The sequence below is a fragment of the Vogesella perlucida genome, assembly GCF_979366545.1.
In genome coordinates, this window is the sequence record NZ_CEETRO010000002.1 from 130,854 (window position 1) to 149,066 (window position 18,213).

Here is an 18,213-nt window from a genome sequence, read left to right on the forward strand (position 1 = left end):
ATGTTGTTGCCATCCGTCAGGCAAGGGCGCCTTGCCTTTGCTCTTGTCCGTGCCTTCAGTGTGTTTCCGTGGCTAACAAGACATCAGTCCGCTTCGAAGTCCACCAGCTCGTCGCCGTCGCCTACCTGCTCGCCGGCGGCAAAGTAGAACGCCTTCACCACACCGTCGGCCGGAGCGGTGATGGTGTGTTCCATTTTCATCGCCTCCAGGATCAGCAGCGGCTCGCCTTTGGCGATGCGGGCGCCGGCTTCGGCCACCAGTGCCACCACGCGGCCGGGCATGGGGGCTTTGAGGTGGGTTTCGCCGTGCACGCCTGCTTCGCTAAACGCATACGGGTCGAGGTAGTCCACGGCCACGCGTTCGCCGTCGGCAAACAGCACGCGCTGGCTGCCGTGGCGCACCACGGTGGCCGCCAGCTGTTTGCCGTCCAGCGTCACGCGCAGCGTGTGGCCGTGCAGGGTGGCTTCTGCCTGCAGCGTGCTGCCGGCGGCCTCGATGCGGTAGCCGTCGGTGTGCTGCTGCAGCGTGACGGTGTAACGGGCATCGCCCAGCTCGAAGCCGATACTGTGGTGGTGGCTGCCGTTCAGGCGCCAGCCCTGTAGCGTGCCAAAGGCATCGTTACCCGTGCTGCTGCTGGCTAGCATTTCGGCCAGCCCCAGCAGCGCCAGCTGCGTGGCGGTGGGCGCAGCGGGGGCGGGCAGCAGGCTGTCGTGGTGGCGCGCTATCAGGCCGGTGTCCACATTGCCGCTGGCAAAGTCCACGTTGGCCGCAATGCGGCGCAGAAAGCGGATATTGGTGGTCACGCCTACCACCTGGTAGGCCGCCAGCGCGGCGTCCAGCTGCTGTAGCGCGGCTTCACGGGTTTCGCCCCATACGATGAGCTTGGCGATCATCGGGTCGTAAAACGGGCTGATGCTGTCGCCCTGCAGCACGCCGGTATCCACGCGCACGCAGTCGCTTTCCGGTGGCGGCGCCAGGTGCACCAGGGTACCGGTGGCCGGCAGAAAGCCTTTGTCCGGGTCTTCGGCGTAAATACGCGCCTCGATGCTGTGGCCGTGCATCTGCAGCTGGTTTTGCGCCAGGGGCAAAGGTTGGCCGCAGGCTACTTTCAGCTGCCAGGCTACCAGGTCCTGGCCGGTGATCATTTCGGTCACCGGGTGTTCTACCTGCAGGCGGGTGTTCATTTCCATGAAATAGAACTGCCCAGGCTCTCCATTTTCCTGGACGTCCATGATGAATTCCACGGTGCCGGCGCCCTCGTAGCCTACTGCGCGGGCGGCGGCCACGGCGGCCTCGCCCATGGCGCGGCGGGTATCGGCGGGCAGGTGCGGTGCCGGGGCTTCTTCCAGCACTTTCTGGTGGCGGCGCTGCACCGAGCAGTCGCGCTCGAACAGGTACACGCAGCCGCCCAGGCTATCGGCAAACACCTGGATTTCCACGTGGCGCGGGCGGGTCAGGTATTTCTCTACCAGTACCTTGTCGTCGCCAAAGCTGGCGCGTGCTTCGCGCTGGCAGCTGGCCAGGGCGGCCTCGAAATCGGCGCTTTTTTCCACAATCCGCATGCCCTTGCCGCCACCACCGGCACTGGCCTTGATCAGCACCGGGTAGCCCATGGCGTCGGCCTGCGCTTGCAGAAAGGCGGGGGCTTGCTCGTCGCCGTGGTAGCCGGGTACCAGCGGTACGCCGGCTTTTTCCATCAGCGCCTTGGCGGCCGATTTGCTACCCATGGCGGCAATGGCGCTGGCTGGCGGGCCGATAAAGGCAATGCCTGCAGCGTGGCAGGCGGCGGCAAAGTCTTCGTTCTCGGACAAGAAACCATAGCCGGGGTGCACGGCCTGGGCGCCGCTCTGGCGGGCAATGTCCAGGATCAGGTCGGCTTTCAGGTAGGATTCCGCCGCCGGGGCCGGGCCCAAGCGCCAGGCTTCGTCGGCCAGCTTTACAAAGCGGGCGTTGGCGTCGGCATCCGAATACACCGCCACGGTGCGGATACCCATGGCACGGGCAGTCTTGATGATGCGGCAGGCAATCTCGCCGCGGTTGGCAATAAGGATCTTGCTGAACATGGGGCGGGTTTCCTGTGGGGCAGCCACTGCAAGGTTGGCCGCAGCGCGGCTGGCGCAAGGGGTAGGGTAGGCGTGCATGATGTGTCCTGTTTGGCCACGAAAGCACACGAAAGGCACGAAAGAAAGCAGGGGCTTTGGCACAAACCCGGTGCGACGCTGCGTGTCTGTCCGGTTGGCAGTCAGCCAGTCACCGTTTTGCTACCTAGCCTGCAGTGCTTTGTCCGGTCTTGTCCGTGTCTTGCGTGTGTTTCCGTGGCAAAAAATCATATCCAGCTTGGCGGGCGTTTTTCGAAAAAGGCGGCCAGGCCTTCGCGCGCTTCGTCGGTAATGCGTATCGCGGCGATGCGGTGCGCGGTGTCCGACAGCAGTTCGTCGTCCAGCGGCGAGCTGTCGTGCAGGCAGCCCAGCAGGTCTTTGGCGGCGGCCAGCGCATGCGGGGCACCTTTGCCCAGCTCGGCGGCGATCTCGGCAATGCGGCTATCCAGCGCGTCCTCGGCCACCACTTCGTGCACCAGGCCGATGCGCAGCGCGGTGGCGGCGTCAATGCGCTCGGCGCTCAGAAAGTAACGCCGCGCCTGGCGCCAGCCGATGGCGTCGGCCACGTAGGGGCCGATGGTGGCGGGAATCAGGCCCAGGCGTACTTCGGTCAGGGCGAAGCGGGCGGCGTCGGTGGCCACAGCGATGTCGCACACGGCGGTCAGGCCGGTACCGCCAGCCAGTGCCGCGCCGTGGATGCGGGCGATAACGGGCTTTTTGCTGCGGTAAATACCCTTGAGCATGGCGGCCAGCTTGTTGGCGTCTTCCAGGTTTTGCGCCTCGGTGTAGCCGGCTGCGCGGCGCATCCAGTCCAGGTCGGCGCCGGCGGAGAAGCTCTTGCCGTGGCCGGCCAGCACGATCACGCGCACGCTGTCGTCACGGTTCAGCTCGCGAAAAGCGGCGGTGAGGTCGGCGATGAGGTGCTCGTTCATCGCATTGTGCAGCTCGGGGCGGTTCATCCAGACGGTGGCCACCTGGCCGCTGCGGGTGATTTCCAAAGTGCTGTAGTTCATTTGAAAACCCTTTCACTTTTTTTGCCACTGAACCACACGGAAAACACGGAAAAGAGCGAATGCGTCTTCTGGCAGGCCGTGCGGGTTCGGGTTTGCTTCCGTGTCTTCCCGTGTGTTTCCGTGGCTAAATAAAAATTACATGCGGAACACGCCGAAGCGCGTGCTTTCTACCGGTGCCGACAGGCTGGCTTCCAGCGCCAGGCTCAGCACTTCGCGTGTTTGCGCGGGGTCGATCACACCGTCATCCCACAGGCGGGCGCTGGCGTAGTAGGGGTGGCCTTGCGCTTCGTACTGCTCGCGTACCGGTGCTTTCAGCGCTTCTTCCTGCTCGGCGGTAAAGGCGTCGCCCAGCTGCTCTTTCTTCACCTGGGCCAGCACGCCGGCGGCCTGCTCGCCCCCCATGACCGAAATGCGGCTGTTGGGCCACATCCACAAAAAGCGCGGGCTGTAGGCGCGGCCGCACATGCCGTAGTTGCCGGCGCCGAAGCTGCCGCCTATCAGCACGGTGAACTTGGGCACGCTGGCGCAGGCCACGGCGGTAACCAGCTTGGCGCCGTCTTTGGCAATGCCGCCGTTTTCGTACTTCTTGCCCACCATGAAGCCGGTGATGTTCTGCAGGAAGATCAGCGGAATGCCGCGCTGGCAGCACAGCTCGACAAAGTGCGCGCCCTTGAGCGCCGACTCGGAAAACAGGATGCCGTTATTGGCGATGATGCCGACGCGGTAGCCATTGAGGCGGGCAAACCCGGTAACCAGCGTGGTGCCGTAGTTCTGCTTGAATTCGTCGAAATCGGAATCGTCCACCAGGCGGGCAATGATCTCGCGCACGTCGAACGGCTTTTTGCTGTCGGCCGGAATCACGCCGTAGATTTCTTCGGCGCTGTAGCGCGGCGGGCGGGGCGCGATGCGGTCCAGCCGGCCTTGCTTGTGCCAGTTCAGGTCGGCCACGATGCGGCGGGCGATGGCCAGCGCGTGGGCGTCGCTTTGCGCCAGGTGGTCGGCCACGCCGCTGATGCGGGTGTGTACGTCGCCACCGCCCAGCTCTTCGGCCGAGACCACCTCGCCGGTGGCGGCTTTCACCAGCGGTGGGCCGCCCAAGAAGATGGTGCCTTGTTCTTTGACGATAACGGTTTCGTCGCTCATGGCCGGTACGTAAGCACCGCCAGCGGTGCAGCTACCCATCACCACGGCGATTTGCGGTATGCCGGCGGCGGACAGGTTGGCCTGGTTGTAAAAGATGCGGCCAAAGTGCTCGCGGTCGGGGAAGACTTCGTCCTGCAGTGGCAGGAAGGCGCCGCCGGAATCCACCAGGTAGACGCAGGGCAGGCGGTTTTCGCGGGCGATTTCCTGTGCGCGCAGGTGTTTTTTTACCGTCATCGGGTAGTAGGTGCCGCCTTTGACAGTGGCGTCGTTGGCCACAATCAGGCAGTCGATGCCGCTGATGCGGCCAACCCCGGTGATGACGCCGGCGCCCGGCGCGTCGTCGTTATACATGCCGAAGGCAGCCAGCTGCGACAGCTCCAGAAACGGCGCGCCCGGGTCCAGCAGCAGGTCGATGCGTTCGCGCGGCAGCAGCTTGCCTTTGGCTACGTGCTTGTCGCGTGCCTTGCTACCACCACCCAGGGCGGCCTGGGCGACTTTGGCTTTCAAGTCGGCCACGATGCTGCGCATTTTGTCGGCGTTGGCCTGGAAGTCGGCAGCGCGGGGGGAAAGCTTGGATTCGATGATGGGCATGTTGTAGACCCTGTTATTTTTGCCACGGAATCACACTGAAAACACGGACGGCCAGCGGCTATCTGGCCGGGAGCGTGTGTTGCTTTCCGTGTTGTTTCGTGTGTTTTCGTGGCGAAAGAATAGTCTTTGAAGGCTTAGCGGGTTTCGGCCATCAGCTCGCGGCCGATCAGCCAGCGGCGGATTTCGCTGGTGCCCGCGCCGATTTCGTACAGCTTGGCGTCGCGCAGCAGGCGGCCGGTGGGGTATTCATTGATATAGCCGTTACCGCCCAGGCACTGGATGGCGTCCAGCGCCATCTGGGTGGCGCCTTCGGCGGCGTACAGGATGGCGCCGGCGGCGTCCTTGCGGGTTTGGCGGCCCGATTCGCCACGGTCCAGTGCCTGGCCTACGGCGTAGACATAGGCACGGCTGGCGGACAGCTTCACGTACATATCGGCCAGCTTGCCTTGCATCAGCTGGAAGTCGCCAATGGCCTGGCCAAACTGCTTGCGGTCGTTCAGGTAGGGCACCACCACGTCCATGCAGCCTTGCATGATGCCCAGCGGGCCTGCGGCCAACACGGCGCGTTCGAAGTCCAGCCCGCTCATCAGTACTTTCACGCCGTTGCCTTCGCCGCCCAGTACGTTGGCGTCCGGCACGAAACAGTCGTCAAAGAAAATCGGGTAGGTGTTGGAGCCACGCATGCCCAGCTTGTCCAGCTTGCTGCCGTGGCTGAAACCGGCAAAGCCTTTTTCCACGATAAAGGCGGTGATGCCTTTCGGGCCGGCGTTGATATCGGTTTTGGCGTACACCACCAGGGTATCGGCGTCGCCGCCGTTGGTGATCCACATCTTGCTGCCGTTCAGTTTGTAGCCGCCGTCTACCTTGTCAGCGCGCAGCTTCATGCTCACCACGTCGGAGCCGGCGTTGGGTTCGGACATGGCCAGTGCGCCGATGTGGTCGCCGCTGATCAGCTTGGGCAGGTATTTCTGGCGCTGTTCGTCGTTGCCGTTTTTGAAGATCTGGTTCACGCACAGGTTGGAATGCGCACCGTAGGACAGCGCCACCGAGGCGCTGGCGCGGCTGATTTCTTCCATGGCGATCATGTGCGCCAGATAGCCCATATTGGCGCCGCCGTACTCTTCGGACACGGTGATGCCCAACAGGCCCAGATCGCCAAATTTCTTCCACAGGTCGGCCGGAAACAGGTTGTCGCGGTCGATATCGGCGGCGCGCGGTGCGATTTCGCTGGCGGCGAATTCGCGTACCGCTTCGCGCAGCATGTCGTAGGTTTCGCCAAAGTCAAAGCGCAGGCTGCTGTACATGTTATCTCCTCTGTGCCCGGGCGGGCGGCTGTGTCCGTTTGCCCCTTGTGCGTGCTGCCGGGGGCTCTTGTATAGATAGGCGTTTTTTGCCTGGTTATGGTTTTATGTTGACTTACGCTTACGTTAACGTCAATACAAAATGACAGAACCATCCGGCAGGATGGTAAAAAACGGGCTAGTTTGTGGCGTCCTTGCCGGTGACGGTGTCGATGACCTGGCGGCAGTGGCCTTCCAGGGTCACGATCTCGGCCAGTACGGCGTCGATGTCGCGGCGTTGTTCTTCCAGCTGTTTCTTGCGCTCGGACAAGAGCTGCAGCAGCTTTAGCGACTGGCTGGCTTCGTCGCGGGCCAGTTCGTACAGATCGAGAATCTCGCGGATCTCCGACAGTGCCAGCCCGATGCGCTTGCCACGCAGGATCAGCTTGAGCCGGGCGCGGTCGCGGTGGGTAAACAGCCGCTGGCGGCCTTCACGTTGCGGCTCTATCAGGCCCTGTTCTTCGTAAAAACGGATGGTGCGCAGCGTGATGTCAAAATCGCGTGCCAGATCTGAAATGGTAAAGAGGCGTTCTTCGCTCATGATGGTTCCTGTTGTTCTGCCGCGATTGTAGCGTTTTTTACCCGCTCTGCCCGATTAAGCTTGAGTTTACGTTAACGTAATAGTAAGTTTTGCGCACAAAGACAACGGCATCGCCAGTGGAGACCTCACCATGACCCTTTCGCCCAGCTATGTGCACGGTACCAGTGCTACCCCGCTTATCGGCCAGACCATCGGCCAGTATTTCGACGAAGCTTGCCAGCGCTACGCCGCGCGCGACGCGCTGATCGTGCGCCAGCAGAATGTACGCTGGACGTATGCCGAATTTGGCGAGCAGGTCACGCGCCTGGCCTGCGGCCTGCGCCGGCTGGGCCTGCAGCCGGGCGAGCGGGTGGGGATCTGGTCGCAAAACAACGTGGAATGGGTACTGATGCAGTTTGCTACCGCCAAGGCGGGGCTGGTGCTGGTCAACATCAACCCGGCCTATCGCCGCAGCGAGCTGGAATACGCGCTGAACAAGGTAGGCTGCCGCGCACTGGTGTTATCGCCCAGCTTCAAGAGCAGCGACTACCTGGCCATGGTGGCCGACCTGGCGCCGGAGTTGGCCGTTAGCGCCCCTGGCCAGCTACAAGCGGTGCGCCTGCCCGAGCTGCGCTGGGTGGTGCGCATGGGGGAGGAGGCGACCGCTGGTATGCTGAACTTTGCCAGCCTGCTGGCGCCGCCAAGCGATGAGGAGCGTGCAGCGTTGGCCGCTACGGCCAGCACGCTGCAGTTCGATGACCCGATCAATATCCAGTTTACCTCCGGCACCACCGGCAGCCCCAAGGGTGCCACGCTCACGCACCACAACATCCTGAATAACGGCTTTTTCGTGGGCGAGGCCATGCAGCTGGGGCCGGATGACCGGCTGTGCATCCCGGTGCCGCTGTACCACTGCTTCGGCATGGTGCTGGGCGTGCTGGCCTGCGTGACCCACGGCGCGGCCATGGTGTTCCCTAGCGAGGCCTTCGAACCGCTGGCGGTGCTGGAAGCGGTGCAGGCAGAGCGCTGTACCGCGCTGCACGGCGTGCCCACCATGTTTATCGCGGTGCTGGACCACCCGCGCTTTGCCGAGTTTGATCTGGCCACACTGCGCACCGGCATCATGGCCGGCAGCCCGTGCCCGATCGAGGTGATGCGGCGCGTGGTGGCGCACATGCACATGGCCGAAGTCACCATTGCCTACGGCATGACCGAAACCAGCCCGGTGAGCTTCCAGAGCCACACCGACACGCCGCTGGAAAAAAAGGTCGCCACCGTTGGCCGCATCCACCCGCATGTCGAAGTAAAAATCGTAGATGCCAACGGCCGTATCGTGCCGCGTGGCGACACCGGCGAGCTGCTGACCCGTGGCTACTCGGTGATGCTGGGCTACTGGGGTGACCCGGCCAAAACCCGCGAAGCCATCGACGATGCCGGCTGGATGCACACCGGCGACCTCGCGGTCATGGACGAAGATGGCTACTGCAATATCGTAGGCCGCGTGAAAGACATGGTGATTCGCGGTGGCGAGAATATCTACCCGCGCGAGATCGAAGAATTCCTTTACCGCCACCCCAAGGTGCAAGACGTACAGGTCATCGGTGTGCCCGATGCCCGATACGGCGAGGAGCTATGCGCCTGGATACGCCTGCGCGATGGCGAAAGCTGTAGCGCCGACGAGATCCGCGCCTTCTGCGACGGCCAGATTGCCTACTACAAGATTCCGCGCTACATCGAGTTTGTCGACAGCTTCCCCATGACCATCACCGGCAAGATCCAGAAGTTTGTAATGCGCCAGCAGATGAAAGAGAAGCTGGGGCTGGACGAAGCAAAAACCGCCTGATGTGCTGCGATCAACCCCGCCGGCAGGCGGGGTTTTTTGTGCTGTCACAATTCTGTGGCAGCGTGGATACGCTACAATGCGCGCCATACTTTTGGAGATTGCATCATGACCGTATTCAACGAAGCCGACCTGACCCGTCTGGAAACCCTGCTCACCCCGCTGTCGCAAGCTGGCACCACCATGCGCCCCGACGAAGTACAGGGTTTCTTTACTGCGCTGGCCTGTGGCCCCGACCGCCTGGGGGTGGACGAGTGGCTGGATGATGTCCTGGGTGATGCGCCGGCATTTGAAAGCGCCGAAACCGAAGCCGAAATCCGTGCCCTGCTGCAGAAGTTCTACGACAGCGTGGCGGCCGCGCTGGCCGACGGCGAGCTGCCAGAGCTGGTGCTGTATAGCGCCGACGACAGCGACGAGCCGGACTTCCGCCCGTGGTGCAATGCCTATATGTACGCGCTGGACGTGGTGCCCACCGATTGGTTTGAGGCAGCAGACGACGAAGGCTTCGAAGAGTTGCTGATGCCGGTGATGGCACTGGGTGGCATGTTCGACGCCGAAGAGGGCGAAGCCCCGCTGATGCAATTCAGCGCCAGCGAGCTGGAAAGCTTCAAGGGTGAGCTGGACGACGCCGTGGTGGCCGTGCACAACTACTGGCGCGCCAAAGAGGCTGCGCCGGTGACCGTGCGTAACGATGGCAAGGTTGGCCGCAACGACCCGTGCACCTGCGGTAGCGGCAAGAAATACAAAGCCTGCTGCGGCCGTAACTAAGCCCTGCAGCCGTACCGGAAAGCCCCGCAGAATGCGGGGCTTTTTGTTTGCGTGGGCTAGACTGCAGTATCACCTGTTGTGGAGTCTGGCCATGAAACTGGGGCTGGAAGAAGTGCTGACCCTGCTGGCTGCCATAGAGCAGGACTACCCGTGGCTGACTGAAGAGCTGCCGTTTGACGAGAATGCGCTGCGCAGGCTGGTGGTAGCCGACTTGCTGGAGCGTGACGCGCTGCTGCACCAGCAGGGGGTGAGTGCCGAAGATCGCCAGCTGGTGTACCTGGTTTCTACCGCGCGCCTGGTACTGGATAACCTGCTGCTGTATTTACGGCTGATGCGCCACGAAACGTTGCCGCAGGAGCAGATGGCCGAGGTGCGCCAGCTGATGCAGCGTCTGGCGCGTGGCGAGGGGCGGGAATAGGCCCGCCAGATGCAACAAACCCCGCCTGTTGCCAGTGCGGGGTTGTGTAGTCAGCGGCTTAATCAATGGGCCAGGCTGATGTAGGCGTCGCCTTGATAGCTGGCGCTGGCAATGCCCAGCGCGGAGCGGAATGTTACCAGAAAACGGCGGCCGATCTGGCGAATGGCAACTACTTCAAAAGCAACAGTACTGTTATCAAGCTCTTGGGTGACACAGTCACCCGGTTTCAATTCATTAATTTTCATTGGATTCCTATACGACACAGCCGGAACCCGGTTGTGTCTTTTTCAATAGCGGCGTTTGGCAGGCGGCAGGCCTTCCATCTTCGCCGTTGGATGGCGGAAGTTAATGCGGCCTTTAGTCAGATCATAAGGCGACATTTCTACAGTAACGCGATCACCCACCAGCACACGGATACGGTGCATTTTCATTTTGCCGGAGCCATAGGCAAGGATTTCCACATTGTTATCGAGCCGAACGCGATAGCGCGATTCCGGCAGCATCTCGATGACAACACCTTGCAATTCGATCATGTCTTCTTTAGACACAGTGTCTCCTTCCGGATGAGGGGTGAGCCCGGTCCAATCACGCAAAGCACAAAGTCTTGCGCCGCCGGGCGGCGGTTTGCATCGTTTAAACCTAAGCGGGAATTGCTGTGCGGAGTGGTTAACAGCAGTTAAAGCAAGGCAGGTTTGGTAGTGTGCGCCAAACCAGAAAATGAGGCAAAAATCAGTGTAAGGGTAAATGCATGATTTGTCTAGAAAAACTTTTATTGCCATTCATGGTGGCCCGCGTGACCCGCACCTTGGCCAGGCAGTGCCTAAGTCACTAGCCGCGGTATGGGGGGCGAGCCAGCTCAAAGCGCTGGCGTGTGGTGCAGTAGCTATCAGCGCCCATTTTCCCTATTACATCAAGCTGTTCAGCGCAGAGTTGGCCGTTTTGCATGAGCTGGTCGTCTATGGCGAAACCGAGTACATCCAGCAATACTACCGTGCCACTTTGCGCCGCCGGGCTGATTTGCAGCTGCTGGCGCAGCCGGCAGGCCAGCTGTACCGGTGCGCCGGCCACGCCAGGTACTTCCAACCATGGCAGTACCGTGGTGCCGAGTCCGGCGGCGGCCAGCTCGCTGACATCCGGCGGGTAGGGCGCGCAGCTTTGGTTCATGGCCTCGGCCTGGGCGTGGGTGACGATATTGACCACGCACTCGCCGTTGGCCTGCAGGTTGCGCAGGGTGTCTTTTGTGTGGCCATCGCGCGGGTTGACCTGGGTAAACAACAGCACAGGCGGGTCGATGCTGGCTACGGTGAAAAAGGAAAATGGCGCCAGATTGACTACCCCTGCCGGGCTGCGAGTGCTGATCCAGGCAATGGGGCGCGGGCTGACAGCGTGGGTGAGCAGCTGGTAGGCAAGGCGGGTGTCCAGGGTGGTGCTATCTAGCAGCATGGCAGCGTGTCCGTGGCAGGGTAGACCATGATTCTATCAGCCCGGGCAGCCGCTGCCGGGCTTGCTTTGCCCGCGGTAACCGTGAATAACGATAAAAACATCCCTATCGAGCCCGGCATGAGTGACCCCCTGACGATCGTGCAAGCCAACATCACCGTCTGCTGGGTGGCGGCTAGCGGCTGGGCGGTGGCGGGCATGGCGCTGAAAATGGCCCCCGCTGTAGCACGCCGCTTTTTTCTGTGCGATTTCCTGATGGGTTTGAGCCTGCTGCTGACGCTGCATCGTGATGGCACGTTGCCGGTATGGCTGGCTTACCCGTTTGCCGATGTGCTGGGGCTGCTGGCCTTGTGCAGCTTGCGCTTGGGCATACGCTATTTTGTACGACGTGATGGTAGCGGGGTAAGCGAAAGTCTGGGGGTGGCGTTGCTGGGGGGCGCTTTGCTATTGAGCCAGCCGTATGGCCAGCCAGCCGGTTTCCATGCGGTGGTGTATTCACTGACGGCTGCCTGGCTGTTGCTGCGCGCCACACAGGATGCGCTGCTACATGAACAGCAGCACTTTACCCGTGGGGCGCGTGCCTTGGTGGCGAGCCCTCTTGGCGCTGTAGCCAGTTTGTTTTTGCTGCGTGCCCTGATGGTGCTGGTGGGCAATGTGGCGTCGGCGTCTGTTGCGTCACCCGAGCCTTTCAATGTGGTATTCCTGATGGTGGGCCTGGTGTTGAATCTGGCGGTGAATATTGCCATGGCGGGAGTGGTGACCATGCGGCTGGTGGGCAAGCTGGAACACCTGTCCATGACCGACCCGATGACCGGCGCGCTCAACCGCCGCGCTTTCAGTGCCAGCCTCAAGCAGCAGCACAGCATGGCGCAGCGTGGCATGCCCTATGCGCTGTGCGTACTGGATGTGGATCACTTCAAGCAGATTAATGACCAGCTGGGCCACGCGGCAGGCGATGCCGCGATTGTGCACTTGGTGGCGGTGCTACGCCGCGAGCTGCGCGAGCAGGACCTGCTGTGCCGGGCCGGGGGCGAGGAGTTTTGTATCCTGCTGCCGGATACGACCGAGCACGGTGCCACTGTGGTGGCAAACCGCCTACGCCTTGCGCTGGAACAAACGCCATTTGCCTGGGAATGCACACGTTGGCCGCTAACCGCCAGCTTTGGCGTGGCAGTATTGTCATCCGTCAACGATGATCCGGAGACCCTGCTGCAGCGTGCCGACCGTGCGGTTTACCACGCCAAAGCACGCGGGCGTAACCAGGTGGTATTACTGTGAGCGGTGGCCAGAGCCATGAAAAAGCCCCCGGCTAGCGGGGGCATGGGTAGGGCTAGCGTACTGGCTTAAAAGGCAAACTGCTCGTCTTCCAGCGACATCAGCGGTTTGGCGCCGCCCTTGATGGTGGCTTTCAGGCTTTCTACCTCGGGCAGCAGCTTGGCAAAGTAGAAGCGTGCCGTGGCGATCTTGGCCTTGTAGAAGTCGTCGCTGGCGGTGTCCAGCTTGGCATAGGCTACCTCGGCCATGCGTGCCCACAGCCAGGCGTAGGTCAGGTGGCCCACCAGACGCAGGTAGTCGGTAGCCGCCGCACCGGCCTCGTCACGGTCTTTCATGGCGGCCATGCCGATACCCATGGTGATGTCTCCCACGTCTTTCAGCAGCTTGGCCAGCGGTGCCACAAACTCGGCCAATTGTGCGTTGCCTTCGTTGGCCTGACAGAACTTGTGAATCTGCTTGGTGAACTTGCGCAGCTTCTGGCCCTGGTCCATCAGCACTTTGCGGCCCAGCAGATCGATGGCCTGGATGCCGTTGGTGCCTTCGTAGATCTGCGAGATGCGGCAGTCGCGTACCAGTTGTTCCATCCCCCATTCGCGGATAAAACCATGACCGCCGAAGACCTGCATACCCATGTTGGCCGCGGTGTAGCCGTTGTCGGTCATGAAGGCTTTGGCTACCGGCGTCAGCAGGGCCACCAGGTCGGCGGCTTCGGCACGGGCGTCGGCATCCGGGTGTTTTTCTTCGATATCCAGCTGTAGTGCCAGCAGGGCGGCCAGCGCGCGGCCTGCTTCGGTGTAAGCTTTCTGTGTTAGCAGCATGCGGCGTACATCGGGGTGCACGATGATGGGGTCGGCGGCTTTTTCCGGGAACTTGGCACCGGCCATGGCGCGCATCTGCAGGCGGTCGCGGGCGTAGGCCAGCGCGCCCTGGAACGAGGCCTCGCCAATACCCAGACCCTGCATGCCGCAACCCAGGCGGGCGGCGTTCATCATGGTAAACATGCAGGCCAGGCCTTTGTTCGGCTCGCCGATCAGATAGCCTTTGGCGTCATCCAGGTTGATCACGGCGGTGGCGTTGGATTTGATGCCCATCTTGTGTTCCAGGCTGCCGCAGTACACGCTGTTGCGGCTGCCGTCGGCGTGGAACTTGGGCACGATGAACAGCGAAATGCCTTTTACGTCTTTTGGAGCATCCGGCAGGCGGGCCAGGACCAGGTGGATGATGTTGTCGGACATATCGTGTTCGCCGGCCGAGATGAAAATCTTGGTGCCGGTAATGCTGTAGCTGCCGTCAGCGTTGGGTTCGGCCTTGGTTTTCAGCAGGCCCAGGTCGGTACCACAGTGCGGCTCGGTCAGGCACATGGTGCCGGTCCAGCTACCGTCTACCAGGTGTGGCAGGTAGGTGGCTTTCTGCTCGTCGGTGCCGTGGGCGTGGATGGCAGAGTAGGCGCCGTGCGACAGGCCGGGGTACATGGACCAGGCTACGTTGGCCGAACACTGCATTTCGATGATGGGGAAAGACAGGGTCTTGGGCATGCCCTGGCCACCGTAAGCCGGGTCACAGTCCAGAGCGGTAAAGCCCAGCTCGCAGAACTGCTTGTAGGCTTCCTTGAAGCCTACCGGGGTGGTGACCGACTTGGTGGCCGGGTCGAAGCTGCAGCCTTCTTCGTCGGCCTGGCGGTTCAGCGGCGCCAGCTCGTTTTCACAGAATTGGGCGGCGGCTTCCAGGTAGGAACTGAAAATGTCCTGGGTGGCTTCTTCGTAGCCAGGCAGGCCGGGCAACACTTCCTGAACTTTGATCAGCTCGTTCAGGACAAAGTCGAAATCGCGCAGGGGAGCTTTGTAGCTAGGCATGTCGTATCTCCAGTGTTGTCGCAGCCCGCAGGCGGTGCTGCTTCCTCGTGTTGGCCGCTTGTGGCCTGTTGGTCTGTTACTGCCGTGTATCGGCGAGTGAGGGTGATTATAGAACCGGTTCAAACGCTTGTTTTAATTTTTTCAGACTTTTTTATTACGCCAGGAAAAAACATGAAAACAGATAAGCCATGTCAAAGTTAAAGCGCTGGGTACGCGGCAAAATGCAGCACATACACGGCTGGGTGCAGCAGCCCGGTATGGCGTGGTTGCAACCCTATCTGGACAGGGATGAGCTGTGGTACGTACAGCGGCGCAAGGTGGCAGGTGCCATTGCCGTGGGCATGTTTGCCGGGCTGATGCCGGGGCCGACGCAGATGCTGGCGGCCGGCATGCTGGCGTTGTATTTTCGCACCAATTTGCCCTTGGCCTTGTTGTGTACTCTTTATACCAACCCGCTGACCTACTTGCCCCTTTACTTCGTGGCCTACCGCTTGGGCAGGCTTTTACTCGGGCAGACCGACACCGCTACAATGCCCGTCATACCGGATGGCACGTGGCATGACATTACCGTCTGGGGGCCGCAGCTGCAGGCATGGCTGGCCGAATACGGCCAACCCCTGCTGCTGGGTGTCCCCGCCCTGGGTTTGTTGCTGGCGGGCTGCGGCTATGTACTGGTTATGGTGCTGTGGCGTGCTGCCGTGGCGTGGCAATGGCGTAACAGAAAGAAAAACAGTGGATCTCACCGAAAAGCAGCTCACTAGCGATCAAGTATTTGAAGGGCGTTTCCTCAAGGTGCGGCGCGACACGGTGAGCCTGCCGGATGGCAAGCAGGCCACCCGCGAGTTTATCCGCCACCCCGGTGCGGTAGCGGTGCTGGCACTGAGCGATGCTGGCGAGCTGGTGCTGGAGCGCCAGTACCGCTACCCGGCCGGGCAGACTTTTATCGAAATCCCTGCCGGCAAAATTGACCCGCAGGAAGCCCCTGCCGATACCGCCAAACGCGAGCTATGGGAAGAAACCGGTTTTATCGCGGCGCAGTGGCGTTATCTTGGCAAGGCCTACCCGTGTATCGGTTATGCTGACGAGGTGATTCATTACTATCTGGCTACCGGGCTCACGCAAACGCCCCGCCAGCTGGACGAAGGCGAGTTTCTGGAGGTACTGCTGTTGCCCGCCAGAGAAGCGCAAGCCATGTCGCTGGATGGCCGCATTACCGATAGCAAAACCCTGGTCGGCCTGCACTGGCTGGCCGCGTGGCAACAAGGAACCCTGCCAGGTGAAGCCATTTGACACCCACTATCACGACCGCCGCGTAGGCCGGCGCCTGCGCATGGGCTGCCGTGCCAAGATGAAATCGCTGCATACCGGTGAAACACACTATGGCGAGTGTGTGGACCTGTCGGTAGATGGCATGGCCATACGCTGCATGTATGTACCGCAGCATGGCGAGCGGCTGGAAGTGATCGTGATTGTGCCGGGGGTGGGTAATATGCCGATGAAGCCGCTGGAAGCGGTGGTGGAGGTGCGGCGCTGCAATGAAGTGGAGCGGGGCAAACTGTACGAAATCGGTACCCGAATCCTGGATCGCAAGGCATGACAAAAAAATTTGGCAATAAAAAGCACAAGGCCGGCAGCATGCCGGCCTTGTGCTTTTATGCTAATCGGTTTGCTTACGTGCGTGCTAGTGTTGTTTAAGTGTTTGAATCGTAATGAATTAGCCATTTTTTGACGGCTGTTGTCAAAAGCCCGCTACGTCATGATGGTTTTTTTGTATCGGTTTTAGCATAACGATAGCTTTAGATTTTGTACTTGCCTTTTTTTTGCTGTGCTATACCCAAACAAAGAACAGGTTTTCCGCGTCAGCAGACTAATAGGCAAGGGGGAGCATGGTGCACCGCACTATGGCGTCTTGCTTGCCTCTAACAGGAGGGTCACGCCATGAGCCCGGACATCTTCAGCCACTACGCATCCCGTTACGATCGCACCCGCGAAGAAGAATTCACCATCCAGGAGTACCTGGATATCTGCAAGCGCGAGCCACTGGCCTACGCCAGCGCGGCCGAGCGCATGCTGATGGCGATCGGTGAACCGGAAGTCATCGACACCCGCCACGACACCCGCCTGTCACGCATCTTCAGTAACAAGATGATTCGCGTCTATCCGGCGTTCCGCGAGTTTTACGGCATGGAAGAGGTCATCGAGCAGGTGGTGGCCTACTTCCGCCATGCCGCCCAGGGGCTGGAAGAGAAGAAGCAGATTCTCTACCTGCTGGGCCCGGTGGGCGGTGGCAAATCGTCCATTGCGGAAAAGCTCAAAGAGCTCACCGAGCGCGTGCCGTTCTACGCCATCAAGGGCAGCCCGGTAAACGAGTCGCCACTGGGCCTGTTCAACTTTGAAGAAGACGGCCCCATCCTGGAAGACCAGTACGGCATTCCGCGCCGCTACCTGCGCGCCATCCCCAGCCCGTGGGCGGTCAAACGCCTGCACGAGTTCAATGGCGACATCAGCCAGTTCCGTGTGGTGAAACGCTACCCGTCGGTGCTGAAGCAAGTGGGCGTGGCCAAGACCGAGCCGGGCGACGAAAACAACCAGGACATCTCCAGCCTGGTGGGCAAGGTGGACATTCGCAAACTGGAAAGCTATGCCCAGGACGACCCGGACGCCTACAGCTACAGCGGTGGCCTGTGCCTGGCCAACCAGGGCCTGTTGGAGTTCGTGGAAATGTTCAAGGCGCCGATCAAGGTGCTGCACCCGCTCTTGACCGCCACCCAGGAAGGCAACTTCAAGGGTACCGAAGGCTTTGGCGCCATCCCGTTCGACGGCATCGTGCTGGCGCACAGTAACGAAAGCGAGTGGAAGCAGTTCCGCAACAACAAGAACAACGAAGCCTTCCTCGACCGTATCTACATCGTGAAGGTGCCGTACTGCCTGCGCGTGTCGGACGAGATCAAGATTTACGACAAACTGGTGCGCAACTCCTCGCTGGGCGGTGCCCCGTGCGCGCCGGGTACCCTGAAAATGATGGCGCAGTTTGCCGTGCTGTCGCGGCTGAAAGACCCGGAAAACTCCAGCCTGTACAGCAAGATGCTGGTGTACGACGGTGAAAACCTGAAAGACACCGACCCGAAAGCCAAATCGCACCAGGAATACCGCGACTTTGCCGGCGTAGACGAGGGCATGAACGGCCTGTCCACCCGCTTTGCCTACAAGATCCTGTCCAAGGTGTTCAACTTCGACCACACCGAGGTGGCGGCCAACCCGGTACACCTGATGTACGTGCTGGAGCAGCAGGTAGAGCGTGAGCAGTTTCCGGCAGAGCAGGAACAGAAATACCTGACCTTCCTGAAAGAGTACCTGGCGCCCAAGTATGTGGAATTCATCGGCAAGGAAATCCAGACCGCCTACCTGGAAAGCTATAGCGAATACGGCCAGAACATCTTTGACCGCTACGTGACCTTTGCCGACTTCTGGATACAGGATCAGGAGTACCGCGACCCGGACACCGGCGAAAACTTCGACCGCACCTCGCTCAACGCCGAACTGGAGAAAATCGAGAAGCCGGCAGGCATTTCCAACCCGAAAGACTTCCGCAACGAGATCGTCAACTTCGTGCTGCGCGCCCGTGCCAACAACGCCGGCAACAACCCGGCCTGGACCAGCTACGAGAAGCTGCGCACCGTGATCGAGAAAAAAATGTTCTCGAACACCGAAGAGCTGCTGCCGGTGATCAGCTTCAACGCCAAAGCCAGCGCCGACGAGGCCAAAAAGCACGAAGACTTTGTCAACCGCATGGTGACCAAGGGTTACACGCCCAAGCAGGTACGCCTGCTGTGCGAATGGTACCTGCGGGTGCGCAAGTCGTCCTGAGCAGTACGCGGCAGAAGGTTGGCCGCAAGGTTGCGGCCAACCCGTC

17 protein-coding genes and 1 pseudogene are annotated in these 18,213 nt (G+C 61.0%); 8 read left to right on the plus strand and 10 right to left on the minus strand.

All coding sequences use genetic code 11. The features are described from left to right. Positions 1-83: 83 nt before the first annotated feature. From ACZ9XP_RS03210 to ACZ9XP_RS03235, 6 genes and pseudogenes are all read right to left on the minus strand, one after another. The gene (locus tag ACZ9XP_RS03210) at positions 84-740 is read right to left on the minus strand and encodes a biotin/lipoyl-containing protein (RefSeq protein WP_465188083.1); all 657 of its coding nucleotides are present in this window, start codon (positions 738-740) and stop codon (positions 84-86) included. Further along, positions 729-2,063: pseudogene (locus ACZ9XP_RS03215) on the minus strand (acetyl-CoA carboxylase biotin carboxylase subunit); the annotation flags it as partial. The gene ACZ9XP_RS03210 and the pseudogene ACZ9XP_RS03215, both read right to left, overlap by 12 nt. A 263-nt stretch (positions 2,064-2,326) precedes the next feature. Beyond that, positions 2,327-3,112, minus strand: coding sequence for an enoyl-CoA hydratase/isomerase family protein (locus ACZ9XP_RS03220; protein WP_465187985.1), 786 nt, complete (start codon positions 3,110-3,112; stop codon positions 2,327-2,329). 135 nt (positions 3,113-3,247) lie between these two features. Beyond that, positions 3,248-4,846: a carboxyl transferase domain-containing protein gene (locus ACZ9XP_RS03225; RefSeq protein WP_465187986.1), complete on the minus strand. Its 1,599-nt coding sequence runs from the start codon at positions 4,844-4,846 to the stop codon at positions 3,248-3,250. 134 nt (positions 4,847-4,980) lie between these two features. After that, complete coding sequence (locus tag ACZ9XP_RS03230) at positions 4,981-6,150, minus strand: isovaleryl-CoA dehydrogenase (protein ID WP_465187987.1); 1,170 nt, start codon at positions 6,148-6,150, stop codon at positions 4,981-4,983. A 175-nt stretch (positions 6,151-6,325) separates the two neighbouring features. Next, positions 6,326-6,727, minus strand: coding sequence for a MerR family transcriptional regulator (locus ACZ9XP_RS03235; RefSeq protein WP_147685732.1), 402 nt, complete (start codon positions 6,725-6,727; stop codon positions 6,326-6,328). A 130-nt stretch (positions 6,728-6,857) separates the two neighbouring features. Between ACZ9XP_RS03235 and ACZ9XP_RS03240 the strand changes: the two genes are divergently transcribed. The 3 genes from ACZ9XP_RS03240 (at position 6,858) to ACZ9XP_RS03250 (ending at position 9,732) form a co-directional block, all read left to right on the plus strand. Beyond that, positions 6,858-8,549 (plus strand): AMP-binding protein, encoded by a 1,692-nt coding sequence (locus ACZ9XP_RS03240; RefSeq protein WP_147685734.1) that lies wholly within the window; start codon positions 6,858-6,860, stop codon positions 8,547-8,549. A gap of 105 nt (positions 8,550-8,654) precedes the next feature. Beyond that, entirely contained in the window at positions 8,655-9,314 is a 660-nt protein-coding gene (locus tag ACZ9XP_RS03245) for a UPF0149 family protein (RefSeq protein ID WP_147685736.1), read from the plus strand. 91 nt (positions 9,315-9,405) lie between these two features. Then, entirely contained in the window at positions 9,406-9,732 is a 327-nt protein-coding gene (locus ACZ9XP_RS03250; protein WP_147685738.1) for a hypothetical protein, read from the plus strand. 62 nt (positions 9,733-9,794) lie between these two features. Here the strand turns inward: ACZ9XP_RS03250 and ACZ9XP_RS03255 are convergent, their stop codons facing one another. The 3 genes from ACZ9XP_RS03255 to ACZ9XP_RS03265 all read right to left on the minus strand — a co-directional run bounded on the left by ACZ9XP_RS03255 (position 9,795) and on the right by ACZ9XP_RS03265 (position 11,175). Beyond that, positions 9,795-9,977 carry a hypothetical protein gene (locus ACZ9XP_RS03255; RefSeq protein ID WP_147685740.1) on the minus strand — a complete coding sequence of 61 codons (183 nt, stop codon included), beginning with the start codon at positions 9,975-9,977 and terminating at the stop codon, positions 9,795-9,797. A 42-nt stretch (positions 9,978-10,019) separates the two neighbouring features. Then, positions 10,020-10,280, minus strand: a complete 261-nt coding sequence (infA, locus tag ACZ9XP_RS03260; protein ID WP_038297484.1) for a translation initiation factor IF-1 — start codon at positions 10,278-10,280, stop codon at positions 10,020-10,022. 280 nt (positions 10,281-10,560) lie between these two features. Further along, positions 10,561-11,175 carry a flavin reductase family protein gene (locus ACZ9XP_RS03265; protein WP_147685742.1) on the minus strand — a complete coding sequence of 205 codons (615 nt, stop codon included), beginning with the start codon at positions 11,173-11,175 and terminating at the stop codon, positions 10,561-10,563. Positions 11,176-11,292: 117 nt separating this feature from the next. On the opposite strand from ACZ9XP_RS03265, the gene ACZ9XP_RS03270 reads away from it, so the two are divergent. Continuing rightward, the gene (locus ACZ9XP_RS03270) at positions 11,293-12,450 is read left to right on the plus strand and encodes a GGDEF domain-containing protein (RefSeq protein ID WP_170253668.1); all 1,158 of its coding nucleotides are present in this window, start codon (positions 11,293-11,295) and stop codon (positions 12,448-12,450) included. 65 nt (positions 12,451-12,515) lie between these two features. On the opposite strand, the gene ACZ9XP_RS03275 is transcribed toward ACZ9XP_RS03270, so the two are convergent. Next, positions 12,516-14,300: an acyl-CoA dehydrogenase C-terminal domain-containing protein gene (locus ACZ9XP_RS03275; RefSeq protein ID WP_465187988.1), complete on the minus strand. Its 1,785-nt coding sequence runs from the start codon at positions 14,298-14,300 to the stop codon at positions 12,516-12,518. Between the two features lie 188 nt (positions 14,301-14,488). On the opposite strand from ACZ9XP_RS03275, the gene ACZ9XP_RS03280 reads away from it, so the two are divergent. The 4 genes from ACZ9XP_RS03280 (at position 14,489) to ACZ9XP_RS03295 (ending at position 18,167) form a co-directional block, all read left to right on the plus strand. After that, positions 14,489-15,061, plus strand: a complete 573-nt coding sequence (locus tag ACZ9XP_RS03280) for a DUF2062 domain-containing protein (RefSeq protein WP_147685749.1) — start codon at positions 14,489-14,491, stop codon at positions 15,059-15,061. Next, positions 15,033-15,590, plus strand: a complete 558-nt coding sequence (locus ACZ9XP_RS03285; RefSeq protein WP_147685751.1) for an NUDIX hydrolase — start codon at positions 15,033-15,035, stop codon at positions 15,588-15,590. The genes ACZ9XP_RS03280 and ACZ9XP_RS03285 overlap by 29 nt, the downstream gene beginning before the upstream one ends. Further along, a complete protein-coding gene (locus tag ACZ9XP_RS03290) occupies positions 15,577-15,897 on the plus strand; it encodes a PilZ domain-containing protein (RefSeq protein WP_147685753.1) in 321 nt (106 codons plus the stop codon). Before ACZ9XP_RS03285 ends, ACZ9XP_RS03290 begins: the two co-directional genes overlap by 14 nt. Before the next feature lie 341 nt (positions 15,898-16,238). Further along, complete coding sequence (locus ACZ9XP_RS03295; protein ID WP_147685755.1) at positions 16,239-18,167, plus strand: PrkA family serine protein kinase; 1,929 nt, start codon at positions 16,239-16,241, stop codon at positions 18,165-18,167. The last annotated feature ends 46 nt before the right edge of the window (positions 18,168-18,213 follow it).